Here is an 18,035-nt window from a genome sequence, read left to right as displayed (position 1 = left end):
CGGTAAGGGGAGCGGCATGCAGCTCGGGATCAACCTCGGCTACTGGGGTGCCGGAATGGACGCGGACAATCTGGCCGTGGCGCAGGAGGCCGACCGCCTCGGCTACGCCGTGTGCTGGGCCGCCGAGGCCTACGGCTCCGACGCGGCCACCGTGCTCACCTGGGTCGCCGCCCAGACCGAGCGCATCGACGTAGGCTCGGCCATCTTCCAGATCCCGGCTCGCCAGCCCGCGATGACGGCGATGACCGCCGCGACCCTCGACTCGCTGTCCGGCGGCCGCTTCCGCCTGGGCCTCGGCGTCTCGGGCCCGCAGGTCTCCGAGGGCTGGTACGGCGTCAAGTTCGACAAGCCGCTGGCCCGCACCCGCGAGTACGTCGAGATCGTACGCAAGGCGATGAGCCGTGAGCGGCTGTCCTACGAGGGGCAGCACTGGACGCTGCCGCTGCCCGGCGGCCCGGGCAAGCCGATCAAGCTGACGGTGCACCCGGAGCGCGAGCACATCCCGCTGTACATCGCGGCGATCGGCCCCAAGAACCTGGAGCAGACCGGCGAGATCGCCGACGGCGCCCTGCTGATCTTCCCCTCCGCCGAGCACCTTGAGGACACCGCGATCCAGTACCTGCGGGCGGGCCGCGAGAAGGCCGGCAAGACCCTCGACGGCTTCGACATCTGCCCGACCCTCCCGCTCGCCGTCGGCGACGACAAGGACGTGCCGACGCTGGCCGACACCTTCCGCCCGTACACCGCGCTGTACGTCGGCGGCATGGGCAGCCGCAAGCAGAACTTCTACAACCAGCTGGCCCAGCGCATGGGTTACGAGAAGGAAGCCGCCGAGATCCAGGACAAGTACCTGTCCGGCGACAAGGAGGGCGCCGCAGCCGCGATCCCGCACGCGCTGATCGACCAGACGACGCTGCTCGGCTCCGTCGACCGCATCGCGGACCGGATGAAGGCCTACGCGGCCGCCGGTGTCACCACCCTGACCCTCGCCCCCGCGGGCTTCACGCTGGACGAGCGGCTCGCCTCCCTGCGCGCCGGCACCGAGGCCCTGGAGCGGGCGGGCCTCGCGTAACACGAGGCAGGCTCAAGGAGAAGTTCTGCGGCCGTGGTGGGGGCTCGGGGGTCTTCCCCGCCACGGCCGTCACGTAGAACAACGCGCCGGAGCCCAAGCGGTTACGCCCCCGACCTGACCCCGGCAGTCCTCCTTTTGGCGGAGTTGTCCGACACAGCTGTTGCAGCACCCCTCGCGCCGCATTTGACTCGTTCTTTGCGGATTCCTCCAGAGAGGTGCCTCAGATGCTTTCGGCCAAGAGTCTGTTCCAGGAGATCATCGACAACGACGAGTCCTTCCGGCTCTTCTGCTCCATCGCTGCCAGCGGGGAGTCGCAGGGCGGCTGGGAGAACGCGCGTATCGCCGCGCTCGTCCCGCAGAGCGAGCGCGCACTCGCCCCCAAGATCACCCGTCATGGCGCGGACGAGGACAAGCACGGGCGGATCTTCAACGCCCTGATGAAGAAGCGCGGCCTCGACCCCGTCGAGGTGCCCCACGACACCGACTACACGATGCTCCTGGAGAAGCACGGCATCGGCCTCGCCCACGAGAAGCTCAAGAGCGACGAGCCGTTGACCGTGCAGGACATCGTCGCCTATCTCGCGCACAGCCGAGTGACCGAGCAGCGCGCCTCCGAACAGATGGAACTGCTGCGCAAGCACTTCGCCGACGACCCCGACATCGGCCGCGCGGTGAAGATGATCTCCAGCGACGAGGACAACCACCTCGCCTACTGCCACGAGGAGCTGCTGCGTTTCGCCGCAGCCGGTCACGGCCGCGCCATCCAACAGACGCTCCGCGAGGCCGCGCTCGCGGAGATCCGCATCTACCGGGATGTCAGCCTCACGGTGATGGCCCACATGGGGCGCATCCTCGGCTGGTCGGCGGCCAAGTCGGCGGTGCTCGCGGCGGGCATCCACGCGGTGTACGTCTATGAGCGTGCCGCGGGGTGGCGGCGGATGGTCTCCCTGCGGATGCCCGAGCGCCGCGACGCCCTGGGCGGTCCCGCGGCCGCGGCCCCCGAGTTCGCCTAGGGCCTGTCCGGCGGATCAGGTCGCGGGAAAGTGACGGCATCTCATGAACGCGGGTGAGCGGGGTCTGGTGCGTGCAGCTGCAAGGCGGAGGAGGGAGTCGACGCGGAGCGTCGGCGAGTGACGACAACGCGGCAGATGGGCGTGCCAGACCCCGCGTTCCGCGACAGGATCCGCCGGACAGGCCCTGAGGGCCGCTACAACCAGCCGCGCCGCTTGAACAGCCGGTACAGGAGGATCTCCAGGACGGCCATCGCCCCGATCAGCACCGGATACGACCACAGCCAGTGCAGCTCCGGCATGTGGTCGAAGTTCATGCCGTAGATCCCCGCGATCATCGTGGGGACTGCGGCCATGGCGGCCCACGCGGAGATCTTTCGCATGTCGTCGTTCTGCCGCACGCTCATCTGCGCGAGATGGGCCGACAGGACGTCCGAGACCAGCCGGTCCAGGCCCTCGACGGATTCGTTCACGCGCGTGAGGTGGTCGTTCACGTCGCGGAAGAAGGGCTGGGCCTTCTCGTGGACGAACGGCACCCGCACGCCGAACAGGCCGCCGCCCGCCAGCCGGGCCAGCGGCTGCGCCAACGGGCCCGTGGCCCTGCGGAACTCCAGCACCTGGCGCTTGAAGTTGTAGATGCGCGACGCCGTGTTCCGCGAGCCTCCGCCGTGCGGCGAGAACACCTCGGCCTCCAGCTCCTCCAGGTCGGTGCCCAGCTCGCCCGCGACCACCAGATAGTGGTCGACGATGGCGTCCGCGATCGAGTACAGCACCGCTGTGGGCCCGTGCCGCAGCATCTCCGGCTCCGACTCCAGCCGCTGCCGTACGGCCGCGAGAGGCGCCTCCTCGCCGTGCCGCACGGTCACCACGAAGGAGTTGCCGATGAAGACCATGATCTCGCCGGAGGAGACGATGTCGGCCTTCGGCTCGTACCCGACGGGCTTGAGCACCATGAACAGTGAGTCGTCGTACACCTCCAGCTTGGGCCGCTGATGCGCGGTGACGGCGTCCTCGACGGCCAGCGGATGCAGCCCGAACTCCTCGGTGACCTGGTCGAACTCCTTCTCCGTGGGCTCGTACAGCCCGATCCAGACGAAGGCGTTCCCCGCCATCCGGCACGCGTCGAGCGCGTCGGAGAAGTCCGCGGGCCCCTCCGTCCGGCGTCCGTCGCGGTAGATGGCGCAGTCGACGATCACGGAGGGTATTGTCCCGCTGTCCGCCGCCAAGCGCACCCGGACGTGCGCCTACGCTGGACGGCATGCCCACGCTGATCCTCGTCCGGCACGGACGGTCCACCGCCAACACCTCGGGGCTGCTCGCCGGCCGCACGCCCGGCGTCGCGCTCGACGAGCGAGGTGCCGCGCAGGCCGCCGCGCTGCCCGGCCGGCTCGCCGAGCTGCCCATCTCGGAGGTCGTCACCAGCCCCCTGCAGCGCTGCCGGGAGACGATCCGGCCCCTCCTCGACGCCCGGCCGGAGCTGCGCGCGCACACCGAGGAGCGGATCACGGAGTGTGACTACGGCGACTGGTCGGGGCGCAAGCTCGCCGAGCTCATGGACGAGCCGCTGATGGAGGTCGTACAGGCGCATCCGTCGGCCGCCGCCTTCCCCGGCGGGGAGTCGATGCGGGCGATGCAGACGCGCGCGGCCGAGGCGGTGCGGGAGTGGAACGCGCGCGTGGAGCGCGAGCACGGCGGTGACGCCGTCTATCTCATGTGCTCGCACGGCGACATCATCAAGTCCCTTGTCGCGGACGCACTCGGACTTCATCTCGACCTCTTCCAGAGGATTTCCGTTGAACCGTGTTCCATCACCGCGATCCGCTACACACGCCTCAGGCCCTTTCTCGTACGCCTCGGGGACACCGGTGACTTCGCCTCCCTGGCGCCGCGTGAGGAACCTCCGGGCGAGGACGCCCAAGTCGGAGGCGGCGCGGGCGCACCGTGATCGTCGGCCGCAGTAGGGTGAAGCGGTCGCAGTAGTGCCGTGGTTGGTTCCGATGTCGATCTCAGATTCCCATGGAGACAGGACGTGTCCCGTCAGGTGTTCCTCTACGACCCCCCGGACCGCTTCGTGGCCGGTACGGTCGGACTGCCCGGGCGCCGTACGTTCTTCCTCCAGGCCACCGCCGGTCCCCGTTCGACCAGCGTCGCCCTGGAGAAGACCCAGGTCGCCGCGCTCGCCGAACGCATGGACGAGCTTCTCGACGAGGTCGTGCGCCGCAGCGGCGGCAGCGCCCCCGTCCCTGCCGTGACCCCCACGGAGGTCACCGACACGGCCCCGCTGGAGACCCCCATCGAGGAGGAGTTCCGCGTCGGCACCATGGCCCTTGCCTGGGACGGCGAGGAGCAGCGCATGATCGTCGAGGCGCAGGCCCTCGTGGAGCTCGACGCCGACACCGAGGAGGACCTCGCCGAAGCCGAGGAGCGACTCCTCCAGGACGAGGAGAACGGGCCCCCGATGCTGCGGGTCCGGCTCACCGGCGCACAGGCCCGGGCCTTCGCCAAGCGCGCCCTCGACGTCGTCAACGCCGGCCGGCCGCCCTGCCCGCTGTGCAGCCTCCCGCTCGACCCGGAAGGACACGTATGTCCGCGCCAGAACGGATACCGCCGCGGAGTGTGACGGCCGACCTCACCTCCGTCGCGCTGCTCACCGAGGGCGAGCTGACCGTACGCGGACGCATCCGCGAGGCGTCCAACGCGGCGCTGTACTGCACGATCGCCCACGACGGCCGGGAAGCGGCCTGCATCTACAAGCCCGTCGCCGGTGAGCGCCCCCTGTGGGACTTCCCCGACGGGACCCTGGCCCAGCGCGAGGTCGCGGCGTACGAGGTCTCCGAGGCGACCGGCTGGGGCCTCGTACCGCCCACCGTGCTGCGCGACGGGCCCTACGGCGAGGGCATGTGCCAGCTGTGGATCGAGGCCGTACCCCAGGACAGCGAACTCCTCGCCCTCGTCGACGGCGAGGAACCCGGCCCCGGCTGGAAGGCCATCGCCTTCGCCGAGGTCGGCGAGGGGAAGACGGCTCTCCTGGTGCACGCCGACGACCAGCGGCTGCGCCGGCTCGCCGTCCTCGACGTCGTGATCAACAACGGGGACCGCAAGGGCGGCCATCTGCTGCCCGCCGAAGAGGGCCGCCTGTACGGCATCGACCACGGTGTCACCTTCAACGCCGAGAACAAGCTCCGTACGCTCCTGTGGGGCTGGGCGGGCGAGCCGCTCACCCCGGAGGCCGTCGAGATCCTCAAGGGGCTCCAGGAGGGCCTTGAGGCGGGCGGGGCGCTCGCCGGGCGGCTGGCCGCGCTCATCACGGCGACGGAACTCGACGCCACACGCGCGCGTGTCGGCACGCTGCTCACGCAGGGCAGGCACCCCGAGCCCAGCGGGGAGTGGCCGGCCATTCCGTGGCCGCCGGTCTAGGAGCACACTGGCCTGGACGGTGCAAGAGCGCCCATCCAGCCGTCTGGCCTGGTCCGGTTCGTATACGGATACTCCGTCCGGTTACGCTCATGAGCATGTATGCCTGGCCCGCTTCTGAGGTCCCCGCCCTGCCCGGCAAGGGCCGCGACCTCCGGATCCACGACACCGCGACCGGCGGACTGGTCTCCCTCGACCCCGGTCCCGTCGCCCGTATCTACGTCTGCGGGATCACTCCGTACGACGCGACCCACATGGGTCACGCGGCGACCTACAACGCGTTCGACCTCGTGCAGCGCGTGTGGCTCGACACCAAGCGCCAGGTCCACTACGTCCAGAACGTGACGGACGTGGATGATCCGCTGCTGGAGCGGGCCGAGCGGGACGACATCGACTGGGTCGCCCTCGCCGAGAAGGAGACGGCCCTGTTCCGCGAGGACATGACCGCCCTGCGGATGCTGCCCCCGCAGCACTACATCGGCGCGGTCGAGGCGATACCCGGCATCGTGCCGCTCGTCGAGCGGCTGCGGGACGCCGGCGCCGCCTACGAACTCGAGGGCGACGTCTACTTCTCCGTCGAGTCCGACCCCAACTTCGGCAAGGTGTCCAACCTGGACGCCGCCGCCATGCGCCTGCTGTCCGCCGAGCGCGGCGGCGACCCGGACCGCGCGGGCAAGAAGAACCCGCTCGACCCGATGCTGTGGATGGCCGCCCGCGAGGGCGAGCCGAGCTGGGACGGCGGCTCGCTGGGCCGCGGCCGGCCCGGCTGGCACATCGAGTGCGTGGCGATCGCCCTCGACCACCTCGGCATGGGCTTCGACGTCCAGGGCGGCGGCTCCGACCTCGCCTTCCCGCACCACGAGATGGGCGCCTCGCACGCCCAGGTGCTGACCGGCGAGTTCCCCATGGCCAAGGCGTATGTCCACGCCGGCATGGTCGCCCTGCACGGCGAGAAGATGTCGAAGTCCAAGGGCAACCTCGTCTTCGTCTCCACGCTGCGGCGCGAGGGCGTCGACCCGGCCGCCATCCGGCTGGCCCTGCTCGCCCACCACTACCGGGCCGACTGGGAGTGGACCGACCAGGTGCTCGAGGACGCCGTCGCGCGGCTCGACCGCTGGCGTGCCGCCGTCTCCCGGCCCGACGGCCCGTCCGCCGAGGCGCTCGTCGCGGAGATCCGCGAGGCCCTCGCGAACGACCTGGACGCCCCCGCCGCGCTCGCCGCGGTCGACCGCTGGGCGGCACTCCAGCGGGACCGGGGCGGCAGCGACGAGGGCGCCCCCGGCGTCGTATCGCGCGCTGTGGACGCCCTGTTGGGCGTGGCTCTGTAAGGAGAGGGCGCCTCCTCCTTGCCGGAGGGGGCGCCCCTGTTCTTGCTCATACAAAGGTCAGATCCGCTGGATCCGTACGCTGCGCAGCACGTTCGGCGACTGGGTGTCCCAGATGCCGACGACCTGGTGGCCGAACGCGAAGGCCTGCTGGATCTGCTGGTGGATCTGCGGGTTCGGGTTGTTGAGGACCCGGAACTGGTTGTTGATGCGCAGGAAGATCTGGTGCGGCTGCCCCTGGAGCGGGTGGACGATGTCGATGAAGCCGTTCGCCACACCGGAGGCGAGGGCCTGTGCCTGCACCTGTTGGACGACCTGCTGCACCGCCGACAGCGAGACCTGCTGGAGCTGCTGCTGCACCTGCTGCTCGGCCTGCTGAGCCTGCTGGTCCTGCTGCTGCGCGAACGGCTGCTGCTGCAGTTGCTGGAGCAGCTGCTGGAACGGCTGCTGCTGGCCGAGCTGCTGGAGCTGCTCCAGCGAGCCGCTCATCCCGTACGGCTGCTGCGGCTGCTGCTGCCCGTACGGCTGCTGCTGGCCGTAGCCCTGCTGCTGGCCGAACGGCTGCTGCTGGCCCTGCTGTTGCTGGTACGGCTGTTGCTGGAAGGGCTGTTGCTGGAAGGGCGACGTGCTCGGGAATTGCTGTCCCAGTTGGCTCATCTGCGGAGTGGTGCTCATGCGGGTGCCACCTTCCGTCATTCGTTGAGCGATGGTTGGGTCGTGTGTGACGAGGGGGATCTCAGCCCGTGACGACCAGGCCGACGATCTCGTCGTCCGAGAACCAGACGCGTACGTCCGGCCGTCCGCCCGCGAAGGCGGCGTGCACCGCCTGCCGGACCTCGGGGGACGGGTTGTTGAGGTTGCGCCAGTTGCCGGCCACGAACAGCCGGAGCCTGGGCGGGAGTTCGCGCGGGTAGGGCAGCAGCTCGTCCCAGTACCGCTCGGCCTGGCCCGAGCCCACCGCCTCCGGCAGCAGATGGGTCACCGCCGCCTTGATGTCCGGCCGGTTGCCGATCCGCTGCGAGGCGGGCCTGCCCGGCGCGTCCTGCTGCGGGGAGCCCGTGGCCCGCAGCATCGCGCGGGCACGTTCGGGGGACATCGGGAGCTGGCCGGCCGCCTTGAGCATGCCCTGCAGCGCGGCCAGCGCGCCGACCACCACCGGGGAGGCGGAGGAGGTCCCGGAGAACGTGTCCGTGTACCAGGCGATCTCCTCGGGCCCGCCCTGCAGATCGCCGGGCCGGTCCCAGAAGCCGCCGGTGGTCGTGACCTCGCGTCCCCAGCCCTGCGCGTCCACGCGGGAGCCGTAGTTGGAGAACGCGAGCCGTGACCGGTCCGGGCCGTGGTCGCGGCCGTGCGTGCCGGGCGGCGGAGCGCCCGCGCCGACCAGGACGGCGCCGGAGGACTGGTTGGAGGGGTTGAAGGGGTTGCGCCACCACTCCGGGAACCCGTCCGGGCGGCGCTCGTAGATCGCGTCGTCGAGCGACTCGCCGCCGTTGCCGGCGGCCGCCACCACGAGGACGCCCTTGGCGGTCGCGTAGCGGATGGCCGCGAAGTCGTCCGGCCACCACTCGATCGCGACATAGCCGTGCTGGTCGTCGCGCTGTTCGTGCTCGGACCGCGGCCCCGGCCGGTGGAGTTCGATCAGCACGATGTCGCCGGGGCCGAGCCGGTCGGCCGCCGCGTGGATCGCGGCCGCCGTGCCGATGCCCTGGAAGGACGCGGCCGCGGTCACCGTGTCCGGCACGATGCCGGTCACGCCGTACTCGGTGCGGTCGCCGCCGATCACGCCGATCACGGCGGTGCCGTGGTTGCGCCAGGCGACATCGGTCAGCGGGGTGCCGACGACGACGCCGGCGAGCTTGCCGGACAGGTCCTCGTGACCGAGCTGCCAGGCGCCCTCGACGTCGATCACGGTCACGCCCTGACCCATACCGCCGGGCCGCTGCCAGGCCCACTGGGCGTCGATGCCCTCGGGCGCGGGCCGCAGATAGCCCTGCCGACTGCTGTAGTCGGGGGTGACCGGCGCCCCCTCCTTGAGCCGCTGGGTCTCGCTCGGGCTCTGCCCGATCGACCCCAACGAGGCGGGTACGGCGCCCGGTTTGACGTACGACGTGTCGATGCCCGGCAGCGCGGCGATCCGTGCGCGCAGTTCCTGGGCGCGGCTCTCGCCGCCGCGTACCCGGTAGAAGAGTCCGAGGTCGGGCATGCTCTCGGCGCCGGGCACCGCGGACTGCTGGAGGCGCTCCTCGCTGCCGAACAGCGGCTCCAGGGAGACCTGTTCGTCACTGAGGAACATGTTGAGGGCCGAGACATCGGCGCCCGCCGCCGAACGGACGCCCTCGGCCTGGGCACGCAGCCGGGCCTCGGGACGGGCGACGACGATCAGTTCCTGCTCGGCTCCTCGATAGGTGAATCCCGCTCCGTCGGGCCCCGGCCCGGAGGCTCCCGGGCCCTGCGTCGGCTGTACCTGGTCGGTCATCGGGTACCGCTCCCTTCGGTCCGTGCGGGTGCCAAGTCCACGCAGCCCAACCAAGCACTCCCACGGCGACCCGTCCACCCCGCTTTCGTCAACTCGGTTTTAAAACAAGTTGAATTGGGTACCGTGTGCAATCTGGCCTGAATTGCCTTAAAGGCGTGTCACGTTGTAATCAGGCCAAATGCTGACGAGGTGCCTGGCGTGCGCTGGGGCGCGAGTGGCCGTTGAACGACTGTGGGCGGTACGCCCGATGCGTACCGCCCACAGTTCGTCTCGCCGACCCGTCAGTCCTCGGAGGTGTCCTCGTCGTCCGTGCCACCCGGCTTCGGCGGCTTCGGGGGACGGGTGCGGCCACTGGGGTTGTCGCGCAGATACGTCGAGCTGTCGCTGCCGTCCGCCGTGGCGTGCCCGCCGGGCGGGGTGCCGCCGCTGTCCCGGCGCCGCAGATACCGCTCGAACTCCCGGGCGATCGCGTCGCCCGAGGCCTCCGGCAGCTCCGCGGTGTCCCGGGCCTCCTCCAGCGTCTGCACGTACTCGGCGACCTCGCTGTCCTCGGCGGCCAGCTGGTCCACGCCCACCTGCCAGGCGCGCGCGTCCTCGGGCAGCTCGCCCAGCGGGATGCGCACGTCGATCAGATCCTCAAGGCGGTTGAGCAGGGCCAGCGTCGCCTTCGGGTTGGGCGGCTGCGACACGTAGTGCGGTACGGCCGCCCAGAGGCTGACCGCCGGCACGCCCGCGTGGGTGCACGCCTCCTGGAGGACGCCGACGATGCCCGTGGGGCCCTCGTACTTGGTCTCCTCCAGGTCCATGCGCTGGGCCAGGTCCGGGTCGGACGTGGTGCCGCTGATCGGAACCGGGCGCGTGTGCGGGGTGTCGCCCAGCAGCGCGCCCAGAATCACGACCAGCTCCACGCCCAGTTCGTGCGCGAAGCCCAGCAGCTCGTTGCAGAACGAGCGCCAGCGCATCGACGGTTCGATACCTCGGACGAGTACGAGATCGCGAGGCTTCTCACCGCCGATCCGCACCACGGACAACCTTGTCGTCGGCCAGGTGATCTTTCGCACACCGCCGTCCAGCCACACCGTGGGGCGGTTCACCTGGAAGTCGTAGTAGTCCTCGGCGTCCAGCGCCGCGAACACCTCGCCCTTCCACTCTCTGTCCAGATGCGCGACCGCGGTGGAGGCGGCGTCGCCGGCGTCGTTCCAGCCCTCGAACGCGGCCACCATGACCGGGTCGATCAGCTCGGGTACCCCCTCGAGCTCGATCACCCAGCGCCTCCTTCCGACGTGCTCTCGCGTACGCCCCAACCTTACGGCGTGCCGCGGGGGCATCCGCAGCCCCCTTGCACGGGGGAGTGAACGGATCACTGCCCCGGCAACCACCCCGGGACACCCATCCGTGAACTCACAGAGTCGAGCGAAGCCACTGCTCCACGCTGGCGATATGCACGGTCGCCCAAGATCGCGCCGCCTCCGCGTCCCGGTCGCGCAGGGCCGCCAGAATGGCCCGGTGCTCGCGCAGGGTGCCGGCGACCGCGTCCTTCTGGGTCAGCCCGCGCCAGATCCGGGCCCGGGTGGTGGGCCCGGACAGGCCGTCCAGCAGGGAGCACAGCACCGAGTTCCCGGAGCTCTGCACGATCCCGCGGTGGAAGTCCAGGTCACAGGCGACCAGCTCCTCCACCGACGGGGCCTCGCCGAGCTTGTCCAACTGGGCGGTGAGCGCGTCCAGTTGCTGCTCGCTGATCCGCAGGGCGGCCATCGCGGTGGCGGCCGGCTCCAGGATGCGGCGGACGGCAAGGAACTCCAGGACCGTGTCGTCGCGGTGGAAGTCGACGACGAAGCTCAGCGCCTCAAGAAGCAACTGCGGGTCGAGGCTGGTGACGTACGTTCCGTCGCCCTGCCGCACGTCCAGGATCCTGATCAGGGAGAGGGCGCGCACGGCCTCCCGCAGGGAGTTGCGGGACAGCCCGAGCTCGGCGGCGAGTTCGCTCTCCTTGGGCAGCCGGTCCCCGGGGCGCAGCGCGCCGGAGACGATCATGCCCTTGATCTTCTCGATCGCCTCGTCGGTGACTGCCATGGTGCCTCCCTGTCCTCAGACATCGGACCTCGGATGTCTGAGGACATTATGCGGTCATACAGGGCTCAAGAGACGGGCCCGCTCACAAGCCCGCCTCAAGGTCGGCGATGGCCGCGGCCTCGTCCAGCGTCGTCAGCGCCCGGTCCCGCATCAGCACCCGCCCGTCGACGACGGTGTCCCGTACGTCCGCCGAGTGCGCCGCGTACGCGAGCGTGGACCACGGGTCGTGCAGGGGGCGCAGATGCGGCGCGGCCAGGTCGAGCACGATCAGGTCGGCCCGCTTGCCCGCCTCCAGCGAGCCCAGCTGCTCCCCGAGCCCGAGCGCCCGCGCGCCTTCGATCGTCGCCATGCGTACGGCTTCCTCGGCGCCGACCGCAGTGGGGTCGCCGCCCGCCTTGTGGACCAGCGCCGCCTGCCGCACCGCCCCCAGCACGTCCAGCGTGTTGGAGCTGACGGCCCCGTCCGTGCCGAGCCCCACGGTCACGCCCGCGCTCAGCAGCCGCGGCACGGGCGCGATTCCGCAGCCGAGCTTCAGGTTGGACACCGGACAGTGCGCGACCGACGTGCCGGTGCGGGCCAGCGCCGCGATCTCGGGCCCGGTCAGGTCGACGGCGTGCGCGAGCAGCACGTCGGGACCAAGGAGCCCGAGCGAGTCGAGCAACTCCACGGGACGCTTGCCGTAGCGCACCTCGACGGTGGCGACCTCGGTCGCGTTCTCCGCCGCGTGGATGTGGACGAGGGCTCCGAACTCCCGGGCCAGGGCGAAGACTTCGACGAGCTGGTCGGCGGAGAGGGTGTACGCCGAATGCGCGAAGACGACCGGACGGTGCCCGGCACGTGCCGCGCCCCGCGCCTCCAGGTCCCGGCGCGCCCACTCCATGCGGTCCTCATAGGCGATGCCGTCGGGCGGCTCCGGTACGTCCATGAAGGTGGGCCCGGTGTGCAGCCGCCAGCCGGTCTCCCGGGCCGCCTGCTCGGCCGCCTCGTGGAACCAGTACATGTCGAGCGCCGAGGTCACCCCGGCCCGCACGCTCTCGGCGACCGCCAGCCGCACGGCCGCCGCCACGTTCTTCGGCGCCAGCAGCTCGGCCTCCCACTTCAACACCCGCTCCAGGAAGCCCTGGAGAGTGACGTCGTCGGCGCGGCCGCGCAGCAGGGTCATCGCGAGGTGGGTGTGCGTGTTGACGAGCCCGGGCAGGACCAGACACCCCTCGGCGTCGATCTCCTCGTCGGCCGTGTACCGCGCCCGCAGCTCCTCGGCGGGCCCCACGGCGAGGATCTCGCCCTCGTGGACGGCAACTGCCCCGCCTCGTACGACGGTTCCGGCCTCGTCCACCGTCAGGACGTCACCGCCGTGCACCAACAGGTCGATGCTCACGCCTCGTTCCCCTCCGCCAGCAGCCGCAGCGCCTCCAGGGAAACCTCCGCGCCCCGCTCGACGCCCGCCGCGACGACCTCGCGGTGCGGGTTGTAACCGCCGGTGGCCTGCTCGTCGACGAGTTCGTCGGCGTTCGCACCGTCGATGACACACACGCCGCCCGCGACGAGCCCACGCAGCGAGGCCGTCACCAGCAGCGCGGAGAGCTCCATCTCGATGGCGGCGAGCCCGGCACCGTCGTAATTGAAGAGGGGGATGAGGCCAGGCTGGAACGCGGCCCGCGTCCACACGATCCCCCGGTGGTGCGGGGCGCCGGCCGCACGCGCGGCACGCTGGAGCGCGAACACCGCCTCCGGCGAGGAGACGGCCGGATACTCCGGCGGCAGCAACTGCTGGGTGACCCCGTCGTCCCGCACGGCCGCCTCGGCGATGACGAGATCGCCGTCCCCGATCCCGGGCTTCATCGCACCGGCCGTACCGAACCGCAGAATCGTGCGGACCCCCGCGTCCGCCAGCTCCTGGAACAGCAGGATCGCGCCCGGCGCCCCCACCCCGTGCGAGGCGACGGTGACCGGCACGTCCTTCCAACTCCCGCTGAACACACGGTATTCGCGGTGGTACGACACCTCCTTGACCGCGTCGAGCCGGGCGGCGATCAGCGCGGCGCGCAGCGGGTCGCCGACGACCAGCGCGTTCGGCGGGAGTCCGGTGCGCGGTATTCGGGTGATGGGCAGCAGGTCCTGTGTCATGAGGCGGCTCCGGAAGGAGTGGTACGGCGACGGCGGCGGGCCGTCGTGAGGAAGAGGGCGCCGAGTGTGACGACGTACGGCGCCGCGTCGGTCGCCTGCTGCGGCAGGCCGAGGCCCTGGAGGCGGAAGCCGGCGGCCTCGGCGAGACCGAACAGCAGCGCGGCGAGCAGCACGCCCAGAGGCACGGCCCGGCCCAGCATGACCGCGACCACCGCGATCCAACCACGACCGGCCGTCATGTTCTCGGAGAACAACGTGACGTTGCCGAGGGCGAGTTGGGCCCCCGCGAGCCCGCACAGCACACCGGAGGCCAGCACGGCCGCGTACTTGTACTTCGCCGGGCTCACCCCGAGCGTGGCCGCCGCGTCCGGCGCCTCGCCGACCCCGCGCAGCCGCAGCCCCCACACATGCCGCGTGAGCATCACGGAGGCCACGGCGACGGCGATCCACGAGAGATACGCGAGCGGAGTGAAGCCACCGATCAGTGGCAGTCCGGCGAGCGACGGGTCGTCGAAGGTGCCCTGCACACCGAAAACCGTACGCAGAAGGAAGCTGGTCAGGCCAACGGCCAGCAGATTCATGGCGACGCCCAGAACTACCGCGTCCCCGCGCAGAGTTACCGCACCAACGGCGAGGATCAGTGAGTAGGCTGCCGCGGCGAACATCGCCGCCAGCACACCCAGCCAGGGGCTGCCGGTGAACCAGCTGGTGGCGACCGCCGTGAAGCAGCCCATCAGCATCATGCCTTCGAGGCCGATGTTGAAGACACCGGCCCGCTCGCACAGGGCACCGCCCAGCGCGGCCAGCAGGATCGGGGTCAGCGCGCGCAGCGCCGACATGAGCAGATCGGAGTCGAAGAACATCACACGGCCTCCTTCTGCCTGAGCTTCTTGGGACGGCGCGTGGGGAAGTGCAGCCGGGCCGCCAGGAACACGATGACGATCGCCTGGAGCACCTGCGTCAGCTCGCGCGGCACCTCCGTCGTGCGCTCCATCGCGAGGCCGCCGACCTGGAGGATCGCGAAGAAGAACGACGCGATCACCGTGCCGAGCGGCGCGGCGGCGGCCAGCAGCGCGGCCGTAAGTCCCGTCCAGGTGTAGCCGGGTGCGGTGAGCGAGCCGTCCACGAAGCGGTACGGGAAGCTCAACACCCCGATCGCGCCCACGAGTCCGGCCAGCGCGCCCGACACCGACATCAGGCGCAGGGTCAGACCCTTGCGTTCGACGCCCGCGTAGGCGGAGAAGCGGGAGTTGAGGCCGGTCATGCGGATCTCGTAGCCGACGGCCGTGCGTTTGTCCGTGAACCAGTAGGCGGCCGCCGCGAGGGCGACGAGGACCAGGCCGACGGTGACCGTCGAGTCGCCGAAGGAGGGCAGCGCCACCCCGTCCGGCAGCGCGCGCGTCTGCGGGAGGCTGGAGCCCGGCTCCTTGAGCGGATACCGCGCCAGGTACGAGGCCAGCGACACAGCCGGATAGCTGAGCAGCAGGCTGCTCACCAGCAGCGGAACGCCGAGCCGGTTCTCGCACAGGGCGGCCAGTGCCGCGTACCCGGCGCCGACGGCCATGCCGGCGAGCAGCGCCAGGACGACGGTGAGCGGGGCCGGCAGCGGCGAGTACAGGCCGGTCAGGGCCGCGGTGATGCCGCCGAGGACCATCTGCCCGTCGCCGCCGAGGTTGATGAGCCCGGCCCGCAGCGGGATGGCCAGCGCGAGCGCCAGGCCGAGCACGCTGGTGCCGGTGGACAGGGTCGATCCGATGCCGTCGGCGCCGAGCGAGCCCGTGAGGACGGCGCCGTACGCCGTGAACGGGTCCGCGCCGGTGCCGAGAAGGAAGAGCGCGCCGATGACGAGACCCGCGAGCACGGAGAAGGTGATGGGGGAGCGCAGGGCTCCCGATATCCGGTTGTTCATGTCAGTCGACGGCCTCCACAGCCACGGCTCCGCCCGCCATCGCGAGCCCCAGCGTCCGCTCGTCCGCCTCGTCCTTGTCGTACGACGCCGTGACCCGGCCCTCGTACATGACCAGCACCCGGTCCGCGAGCCCGCGGATCTCGCTCAGCTCGGCCGAGACGAGCAGGACGGCGTGACCGGCGTCGCGGTAGGCGACGATCTCGTCGTGGATGTTCTGGATGGCGCCGATGTCGACACCGCGGGTGGGCTGCTCGACGAGCAACAGCGGTGCGTCATGGGCGAGTTCACGGCCGATCAGCAGCTTCTGCAGATTGCCGCCGGACAGCGCGGACGCCGGTATGTCGGGCGTGGACGCCTTGATGCCGAAGCGCTCGATCAGCCGCTGGGCGTGGGCGCGTACAGCTGCGGGCGGCAGCAGTCCGCGTGCGGAGAGCGTCGTACGGTGGTGGCCCATCGCGAGGTTGTCGGCGACCGACGCCGCAGGGGCCGTACCGACCGCGTGGCGGTCCTCGGGGACGTACGCCAGGCCCTGGGCGCGACGTTCGGTGGCCGAGGCGTGGGTGATGTCGCGCCCGGCGAGCGTGACCTGCCCGTTCGTGACCGGGCGCAGTCCGGCCAGCGCCTCGATCAGCTCACTCTGGCCGTTGCCCGCGACGCCCGCGATGCCGACGATCTCGCCCGCGCGGACGGTCAGGCCGACGTCGTGCACGGCGTCCGTGGTGAGGTTCTTGACGTCGAGGATCACATCGGCGGCGGTGCCCGCCGCGTGGATCCGGTCCAGGTCCACCGCCCGGCCGGTCATCGCGGCCGCGATCTCGTCGGCGGAGGTCTCGGCGGTGACGAGACGGGCGACGACCCGGCCGTCGCGCAGGACGGTCACGTTGTCGCTGCCTTCGAGGACCTCGCGCAGCTTGTGCGTGACGAGGATCACCGTACGGCCCTGTGCGGTCAGCGACTTGAGCACCGCGAACAGGGCGTCCGCCTCGGCCGGCGTGAGGACGGCGGTCGGCTCGTCGAGGATGAGCGTACGGGCGCCGCGGTGCAGGAGTTTCAGGATCTCCACGCGCTGACGCAGCCCGACCGGCAGGTCGCCGACCCGGGCGTCCAGATCGACGAACAGGCCGTGTTCCTCGGCCAGTTCGCGTACCCGGCGGCGGGCCGCGGCCCGGTCCACCAGGCCGAAGCGGCGCGGCTCGGCGGCGTAGACGACGTTCTCGGCGACCGTCAGCGAGTCGAACAGCTTGAAGCTCTGGTGGACCATGCCGAGCCCGGCGGCCATCGCGGCGCTGGGGCTGCCGAAGTCCGTCTCCCGCCCGTCGATACGGATCGAACCGGCGTCGGGGCGCTCCATGCCGTACAGGATCGACATGAGCGTGGACTTGCCCGCGCCGTTCTCGCCCATCAGGGCGTGGATCTCGCCGTGGCGGACGGTCAGGTCGACGTCGTCGTTGGCGAGCGTGCCGGGGAACCGCTTGGTGATTCCCCGGAGCTCGACGGCTGGTTCAGCTTGCGGCCGGGTCATCGACCTTCAGCTCTCCGGACACGATCTGGTCGCGCAGCGCCTCGACCTTCTTCAGGACGTCCTTGTGGTCGGCGATCACGCACTGGGAGTCGTCGACGCCGTCCTCAAGACCGGTGAGGCTGATGCCGCCCTCCTTCAGACCGTACGAGACGGTCGTGCCCGTCGTGCCGCCAAGCACCGTCTCGATGCCCTTCTCCACCGCGATGTCCGTGCGCTTGATCACGTTGTCGACGACCGTGCCGGGGGAGGAGGGGCACTGGTTGACGTCCACGCCGTACGCGTAGGCGCCCTTGGCCTTGGCGGCCTCGAAGACACCGTAGTTGCCGGCCGCGGCCGCCGCCATGATCTGGTCGTAGCCCTTGGAGAGCAGGGAGTTCGCCTGCTCCTTGGCGCGCGCCGAGTCGTCGAACGGGGACTGGCCGCCGACGAAGCGCGTCGACGTCTCCGTCTTGGCGGCGACCTTCTTGGCACCCGCCGCGAACGGGTCGCTGAAGCGGCGGAACTGGGGCGTGTCGAGCACGTCCACCGCACCGACCTTGCCGCTCTCGCTCAGCAGGCCCGCCTCGGCGCCCGCCAGGTAGACACCCTCGTGCTCACGGAAGACTCCGCAACTGACGTTCTTGTACGTCTTCGTGGTGCACGCGTCGATCATCAGGAACTGCTGCTCGGGGTTCTTCTCCGCCTGCTGGGCGACGATGTCCGCGAACTCGAAGCCGACCAGGACGATGACGTCCGGCTTGGCGTCCACGGCGGCCTGCACGTTCTGCTGCTGGGACGCGGTGTCCGTCGACTCGTAGACCTTCTGCGCCCCGTCGTGCTGCTTCGCCGCGGCCTTGACCCCGGTGACGGCGAGCTTCAGGAACTCGTTCTGCCCTACGGCGTCGGGGGTGACGAGGGTGAAGGACTTGCCGCTGCTGCCGGCGCTGTCGGAGGACTCGTCGCTCTTCGCGGCGGCGTTGCAGGCGGTCGCGGCGGTGACGAGGAGGGTGGTGGCCGCGGCGAGCTGGAGGGTGCGGCGGGATCTGCGGAGCATCGGGGGACCTTCCGAATACGGCAAAACACGCTCTGGCGGGAGCGCGTGAGGGTTGGGTGTGGGACGCCGAGAGG

At 70.8% G+C, this 18,035-nt stretch carries 17 protein-coding genes; 6 read left to right on the top strand and 11 right to left on the bottom strand.

The window, feature by feature from the left end:
* Nucleotides 1–16 precede the first annotated feature (16 nt).
* Both AC5DRG_RS11130 and AC5DRG_RS11125 read left to right on the top strand, forming a co-directional pair.
* The gene (locus AC5DRG_RS11130) at nucleotides 17–1,072 is read left to right on the top strand and encodes an LLM class F420-dependent oxidoreductase (RefSeq protein ID WP_491809847.1); all 1,056 of its coding nucleotides are present in this window, start codon (nucleotides 17–19) and stop codon (nucleotides 1,070–1,072) included.
* 224 nt (nucleotides 1,073–1,296) lie between these two features.
* Complete coding sequence (locus AC5DRG_RS11125; RefSeq protein ID WP_491809846.1) at nucleotides 1,297–2,085, top strand: ferritin-like domain-containing protein; 789 nt, start codon at nucleotides 1,297–1,299, stop codon at nucleotides 2,083–2,085.
* A 194-nt stretch (nucleotides 2,086–2,279) separates the two neighbouring features.
* On the opposite strand, the gene corA is transcribed toward AC5DRG_RS11125, so the two are convergent.
* Complete coding sequence (gene corA / locus AC5DRG_RS11120) at nucleotides 2,280–3,278, bottom strand: magnesium/cobalt transporter CorA (RefSeq protein WP_491809845.1); 999 nt, start codon at nucleotides 3,276–3,278, stop codon at nucleotides 2,280–2,282.
* Between the two features lie 62 nt (nucleotides 3,279–3,340).
* Between corA and AC5DRG_RS11115 the strand changes: the two genes are divergently transcribed.
* From AC5DRG_RS11115 to mshC, 4 genes are all read left to right on the top strand, one after another.
* Nucleotides 3,341–4,027 carry a histidine phosphatase family protein gene (locus AC5DRG_RS11115; protein ID WP_491809844.1) on the top strand — a complete coding sequence of 229 codons (687 nt, stop codon included), beginning with the start codon at nucleotides 3,341–3,343 and terminating at the stop codon, nucleotides 4,025–4,027.
* Nucleotides 4,028–4,111: 84 nt separating this feature from the next.
* The gene (locus AC5DRG_RS11110; protein WP_491809843.1) at nucleotides 4,112–4,702 is read left to right on the top strand and encodes a DUF3090 domain-containing protein; all 591 of its coding nucleotides are present in this window, start codon (nucleotides 4,112–4,114) and stop codon (nucleotides 4,700–4,702) included.
* Nucleotides 4,666–5,499, top strand: coding sequence for an SCO1664 family protein (locus AC5DRG_RS11105; protein WP_491809842.1), 834 nt, complete (start codon nucleotides 4,666–4,668; stop codon nucleotides 5,497–5,499). Before AC5DRG_RS11110 ends, AC5DRG_RS11105 begins: the two co-directional genes overlap by 37 nt.
* Nucleotides 5,500–5,594: 95 nt before the next feature.
* A complete protein-coding gene (mshC, locus tag AC5DRG_RS11100) occupies nucleotides 5,595–6,824 on the top strand; it encodes a cysteine--1-D-myo-inosityl 2-amino-2-deoxy-alpha-D-glucopyranoside ligase (RefSeq protein WP_491813012.1) in 1,230 nt (409 codons plus the stop codon).
* 57 nt (nucleotides 6,825–6,881) lie between these two features.
* Here the strand turns inward: mshC and AC5DRG_RS11095 are convergent, their stop codons facing one another.
* The 10 genes from AC5DRG_RS11095 to AC5DRG_RS11050 form a co-directional block, all read right to left on the bottom strand.
* On the bottom strand, nucleotides 6,882–7,496 hold the full coding sequence (locus AC5DRG_RS11095; protein ID WP_491809841.1) for a hypothetical protein: 615 nt from the start codon (nucleotides 7,494–7,496) through the stop codon (nucleotides 6,882–6,884).
* Between the two features lie 61 nt (nucleotides 7,497–7,557).
* On the bottom strand, nucleotides 7,558–9,297 hold the full coding sequence (locus AC5DRG_RS11090; protein ID WP_491809840.1) for a S8 family peptidase: 1,740 nt from the start codon (nucleotides 9,295–9,297) through the stop codon (nucleotides 7,558–7,560).
* A gap of 281 nt (nucleotides 9,298–9,578) precedes the next feature.
* Entirely contained in the window at nucleotides 9,579–10,562 is a 984-nt protein-coding gene (locus AC5DRG_RS11085) for a PAC2 family protein (RefSeq protein ID WP_491809839.1), read from the bottom strand.
* Between the two features lie 136 nt (nucleotides 10,563–10,698).
* On the bottom strand, nucleotides 10,699–11,370 hold the full coding sequence (locus tag AC5DRG_RS11080; RefSeq protein ID WP_491809838.1) for a FadR/GntR family transcriptional regulator: 672 nt from the start codon (nucleotides 11,368–11,370) through the stop codon (nucleotides 10,699–10,701).
* A gap of 82 nt (nucleotides 11,371–11,452) precedes the next feature.
* On the bottom strand, nucleotides 11,453–12,748 hold the full coding sequence (locus AC5DRG_RS11075) for an amidohydrolase (RefSeq protein WP_491809837.1): 1,296 nt from the start codon (nucleotides 12,746–12,748) through the stop codon (nucleotides 11,453–11,455).
* Complete coding sequence (locus tag AC5DRG_RS11070; protein ID WP_491809836.1) at nucleotides 12,745–13,497, bottom strand: nucleoside phosphorylase; 753 nt, start codon at nucleotides 13,495–13,497, stop codon at nucleotides 12,745–12,747. Before AC5DRG_RS11070 ends, AC5DRG_RS11075 begins: the two co-directional genes overlap by 4 nt.
* Entirely contained in the window at nucleotides 13,494–14,360 is an 867-nt protein-coding gene (locus tag AC5DRG_RS11065) for an ABC transporter permease (protein WP_491809835.1), read from the bottom strand. The genes AC5DRG_RS11070 and AC5DRG_RS11065 overlap by 4 nt, the downstream gene beginning before the upstream one ends.
* Entirely contained in the window at nucleotides 14,360–15,406 is a 1,047-nt protein-coding gene (locus tag AC5DRG_RS11060) for an ABC transporter permease (RefSeq protein WP_491809834.1), read from the bottom strand. Before AC5DRG_RS11060 ends, AC5DRG_RS11065 begins: the two co-directional genes overlap by 1 nt.
* 1 nt (nucleotide 15,407) lies before the next feature.
* On the bottom strand, nucleotides 15,408–16,928 hold the full coding sequence (locus tag AC5DRG_RS11055) for an ABC transporter ATP-binding protein (protein ID WP_491809833.1): 1,521 nt from the start codon (nucleotides 16,926–16,928) through the stop codon (nucleotides 15,408–15,410).
* The gene (locus tag AC5DRG_RS11050; RefSeq protein WP_491809832.1) at nucleotides 16,909–17,961 is read right to left on the bottom strand and encodes a BMP family ABC transporter substrate-binding protein; all 1,053 of its coding nucleotides are present in this window, start codon (nucleotides 17,959–17,961) and stop codon (nucleotides 16,909–16,911) included. The genes AC5DRG_RS11055 and AC5DRG_RS11050 overlap by 20 nt, the downstream gene beginning before the upstream one ends.
* Nucleotides 17,962–18,035: the final 74 nt, after the last annotated feature.

The sequence above is a fragment of the Streptomyces sp. JLBG701 genome, from assembly GCF_058544905.1.
Note: the sequence above shows the minus strand (reverse complement) of the source record. Positions and strands in the feature narration are given on the sequence as shown.

Coding starts and splice junctions, on each gene's coding strand:
- AC5DRG_RS11130 (WP_491809847.1), top strand. CDS start 17: ATGCAGCTCGGGATCAACCTCGGCTACTGGGGTGCCGGAATGGACGCG.
- AC5DRG_RS11125 (WP_491809846.1), top strand. CDS start 1,297: ATGCTTTCGGCCAAGAGTCTGTTCCAGGAGATCATCGACAACGACGAG.
- AC5DRG_RS11115 (WP_491809844.1), top strand. CDS start 3,341: ATGCCCACGCTGATCCTCGTCCGGCACGGACGGTCCACCGCCAACACC.
- AC5DRG_RS11105 (WP_491809842.1), top strand. CDS start 4,666: ATGTCCGCGCCAGAACGGATACCGCCGCGGAGTGTGACGGCCGACCTC.
- mshC (WP_491813012.1), top strand. CDS start 5,595: ATGTATGCCTGGCCCGCTTCTGAGGTCCCCGCCCTGCCCGGCAAGGGC.
- AC5DRG_RS11095 (WP_491809841.1), bottom strand. CDS start 7,496: ATGAGCACCACTCCGCAGATGAGCCAACTGGGACAGCAATTCCCGAGC.
- AC5DRG_RS11090 (WP_491809840.1), bottom strand. CDS start 9,297: ATGACCGACCAGGTACAGCCGACGCAGGGCCCGGGAGCCTCCGGGCCG.
- AC5DRG_RS11080 (WP_491809838.1), bottom strand. CDS start 11,370: ATGGCAGTCACCGACGAGGCGATCGAGAAGATCAAGGGCATGATCGTC.
- AC5DRG_RS11070 (WP_491809836.1), bottom strand. CDS start 13,497: ATGACACAGGACCTGCTGCCCATCACCCGAATACCGCGCACCGGACTC.
- AC5DRG_RS11065 (WP_491809835.1), bottom strand. CDS start 14,360: ATGTTCTTCGACTCCGATCTGCTCATGTCGGCGCTGCGCGCGCTGACC.
- AC5DRG_RS11060 (WP_491809834.1), bottom strand. CDS start 15,406: ATGAACAACCGGATATCGGGAGCCCTGCGCTCCCCCATCACCTTCTCC.
- AC5DRG_RS11055 (WP_491809833.1), bottom strand. CDS start 16,928: ATGACCCGGCCGCAAGCTGAACCAGCCGTCGAGCTCCGGGGAATCACC.
- AC5DRG_RS11050 (WP_491809832.1), bottom strand. CDS start 17,961: ATGCTCCGCAGATCCCGCCGCACCCTCCAGCTCGCCGCGGCCACCACC.